This window comes from Methylobacterium sp. WL6 (genome assembly GCF_008040095.1).
Lineage (GTDB): Bacteria > Pseudomonadota > Alphaproteobacteria > Rhizobiales > Beijerinckiaceae > Methylobacterium.
The window spans coordinates 1-3066 of sequence record NZ_VRVH01000422.1 but is presented as its reverse complement, the minus strand read 5'-3'; the positions used below and the strand labels follow the sequence as shown (position 1 = coordinate 3066).

Genomic DNA, 3066 nt, shown 5'->3' with positions numbered 1-3066 from the left:
CCCCGGAACCAGGGCGGCGGCGGCGAGCAGGCGCAGGACGAGGCGGCGGGTCGGAGCGCTCATGCGCGCGGTCCCGGGGCGCCTGAATGCGAAGGGCCTCGCGGGCCACGCTCCCCCGCAGAGGGGGGAGGAAGGGCGCCTCGTCCGAGCCCGTCGCTCGACGACCGAACACCGCCCCGATCCGCGCGCGATCGTGCGACCGACAGGTTTCCGACCGACAGGTTCACGCCCCGGCCTCCGGCGTGGCCGGCGACGCCTCCTCGGCAGGGGGGACGCCCGCGCGCGGCGGCACGGCTTCGGCGTAGACGTAGAGGCCGAAGTTCCAGCGGTGGGGGCCGCCGGGATCGGTGGCGCAGGCGGCGTGGGCCTCGCGGTTGGCCTGGGTCAGCGCCTCCATCGCGATCTCCTTGGCGCGCGCCTCCAGCCGCCGCGCCAGATCCTCCGACAGCCCGTCGTAATGCACCGCGCGCTCGAGGAAGCGCGGCGCCTCGCCGAGGATGTTGGCGACCGAGGCCGCGATGTGGTCGTGGAGGTTGCGCCCGAAATAGTAGAGCTGCGGCTCGCCGCCGCCGCGCGGCACGTAGGCGGCCTCGGCCAGCACGATCCGGTCCTGGCCGTCGAGGGTGGCGAGCCCGCGGTCGAGCCATTCGTCGAGCACGGCGCGGGGCCGCAGGTCGCGGGTCACGCCGGCGACCAGGGCCTCGAAGGAGGGGCCGTCCTCGCCCGCGCGCCGCAGCGCCAGCGGGCGCCCGTCCGGGTCGGTGAAGGCGGGGTCCGCGAGCCACCGGGCGATGATCCGGCTGGTGCGCGAAACCACCGCCGGCACCGCGCTCACCGGCGCCCCGGCCCCGCGCAGGCGCCGCACCTCCTTGCGGTGGATGCCGGTGAGCAGCGAGACCCGGCTGTCGGTCTGCTCCTTGCCCTGCAGCGCGAAGTCGTGCTCGGCGACGTTGACGTAGAGCTCGCGCAGCAGGTTCGTCAGCGCCGGGAAGGTGATGCCGCGGGCCACGAACAGCCGGACCAACGGGCGCAGCAGGCGCGCCACCGGCGCGTGCAGGGCAGCCCCCTCGGCGGTGTCGTTGACGGTCTCGGACATCGGCGCAGCATGGAGGTGGGCAACGTGGGACACAATCCCACATCGTGCGCCGGCGCACCTCGATTCACCGATTTCGCGTTGACGTGGGAAATCTGCACACATACGGTTTGTTCGTGGTCAAATTTCCCACGTCAACGCGACCCGGACGAGGCCGATGCCCGAACCGAAACCCGCCCTCGTCTGCCGCCCGATGCCGCCCCTGAACGCGACCCTGCGCCGCGATCGCAGGCCGCCGGGCGGGACCACCCTTTCGCGACTGGGCCGGCTCGCCGCCTGCCTCGTCGCCCTCGCGCTGCCCGCCCTCGGGATCGCCGCCGCGGACACGGTCCACCGCGTCGCGACCCCAGGGGCGCTGCAGGCCGCAGCACCAGGATCCCCCTCCCGGGCTGCTGCGGTGCTCGACGGCGCCTCCCGGGTCGGCAGCCCGGTCCGGGAGGCGCTCCTCCTCACCCCCGACCGGGATCCGCGCCGATGATCGCCGCCGCCGCCCGAAGGCCGCCCGCCATAGGGACCGACCCCATGCGGACCGACCCCATGCGGACCGACCCCATGCGGACCGACCCGATGCGGACCGACCCGAGACCCCCGTGCGGCGGCGCCCGCGTCCTCGACCTCGCGATCTGCATGATCCTGGCCGTCACCATCGTCGGCCTGCTGCTGCTGGCGCTCTGACCGGCCCTTTGGAGGGCGTCTTCCGCAGCCGCGCCTTCCCCCCGCTGCGGAGGGGCGCGACCTTTCCGGACAACGCGCTCCCCGCTCCCGGCCCGCTTCGCGGCCCCCCCGCCGAGGGGGGAGGCACGGGCGGCCCGCCGGATCCCGCTCCGCAAAACCTCCCATCCCAACACGAGAACCCCCATGTCGAGATCCGTTCCGGCGCTCGTTCGCACCCTGCTGCCCGCCCTCGGCCTGATGGCCGGGCTCGCCTCCGCCGAAGCCGCGGACCTGCCGCGGCGGGCGCCGCCTCCGCCGCCGCCGGTTCCGCCCGCCTTCACCTGGACCGGGTTCTACGCCGGCGTGAACGCCGGCTACGCGTTCCGCGAGTCCGGCAAGGGCTTCACCGACCCGACCTACGGCACCGTGACCGGCGGGGCGGCGAAGGGCGGCTTCGCCGGCGGCGGCCAGGTCGGCTATAACTACCAGCTCACGCCGGGCTCGGGCTTCGTCGTCGGCGTCGAGGCCGACATCCAGGGCACCGCCTTCGCCAAGGCGGATGCGGCCTATCTCGGCACGGTGCCCTACGCGAGCGTCCGCCCGAGCCTCGACTACTTCGGCACCGTGCGCGGCCGCGTCGGCTACACCTTCGACCGGGTGCTGATCTACGGCACCGGCGGCTTCGCCTACGGCGGCGGGTCGGCCTCGGCGAACGCGGCCGCCTACCCCTACGCCCTGCCGGACACGACGCGGACCGGCTACGCCGTCGGCGGCGGCATCGAGTACGCCTTCACCGACAGGATCTCGGCCAAGATCGAGGCGCTCTACCTCGACCTCGGCAAGCGCGTCTCGGGCGCGACCTACTACGATGCCGCCACCGCCACCTATTACGGCGCCGGACGCAGCGATGCCGGCTTCGGCCTGGTCCGCGCCGGCCTGAACTACCGGTTCTGAGACCCCGCCGTCGCACGGCGCGCGATCCGCAAGGGCCTCGTCCGAGCCGGCACCCGCCGGGCCGGGCGAGGCGCCCGCATCCCGCCTGTGGCCCGTCTGCATCGGTCCAGCCGCCCGATCCGCACGCCCGTGTTACGCACAGCATTAACCTTTCGTTAAGGGGGCGATTGCCGTCGGGGCCCGGGCGTGAGAGCTTTCGTTAACGAGAGCTTAACGGGTTGGGCCACGGCGATGCGGTTCGCGATTTCGACGGTTCGGGCGGTGTCGGCGCCCCGCCGATCCTGAGGTCCGGCATCCGCGTCGGATCACTCTGCATCATCGACACCGAGCCGCGACGCTTCTCGAGCGAGCAGGGCCGCCAGCTC

Annotated in this window: 4 protein-coding genes; 3 read left to right on the top strand and 1 reads right to left on the bottom strand. The window is 73.8% G+C overall.

Annotation, left to right across the window (positions count from 1 at the left end; genetic code table 11):
- Positions 1–223 precede the first annotated feature (223 nt).
- On the bottom strand, positions 224–1096 hold the full coding sequence (locus FV230_RS26620; RefSeq protein ID WP_147729867.1) for a DUF6502 family protein: 873 nt from the start codon (positions 1094–1096) through the stop codon (positions 224–226).
- Positions 1097–1250: 154 nt separating this feature from the next.
- Here FV230_RS26620 and FV230_RS26615 point away from each other — a divergent pair, with 154 nt between their 5' ends.
- The 3 genes from FV230_RS26615 to FV230_RS26610 all read left to right on the top strand — a co-directional run bounded on the left by FV230_RS26615 (position 1251) and on the right by FV230_RS26610 (position 2701).
- Positions 1251–1571 carry a hypothetical protein gene (locus FV230_RS26615; protein WP_147844517.1) on the top strand — a complete coding sequence of 107 codons (321 nt, stop codon included), beginning with the start codon at positions 1251–1253 and terminating at the stop codon, positions 1569–1571.
- A gap of 59 nt (positions 1572–1630) precedes the next feature.
- The gene (locus tag FV230_RS30050; RefSeq protein WP_187275639.1) at positions 1631–1768 is read left to right on the top strand and encodes a hypothetical protein; all 138 of its coding nucleotides are present in this window, start codon (positions 1631–1633) and stop codon (positions 1766–1768) included.
- A 237-nt stretch (positions 1769–2005) separates the two neighbouring features.
- The gene (locus FV230_RS26610) at positions 2006–2701 is read left to right on the top strand and encodes an outer membrane beta-barrel protein (protein WP_147844518.1); all 696 of its coding nucleotides are present in this window, start codon (positions 2006–2008) and stop codon (positions 2699–2701) included.
- Positions 2702–3066 lie beyond the last annotated feature (365 nt).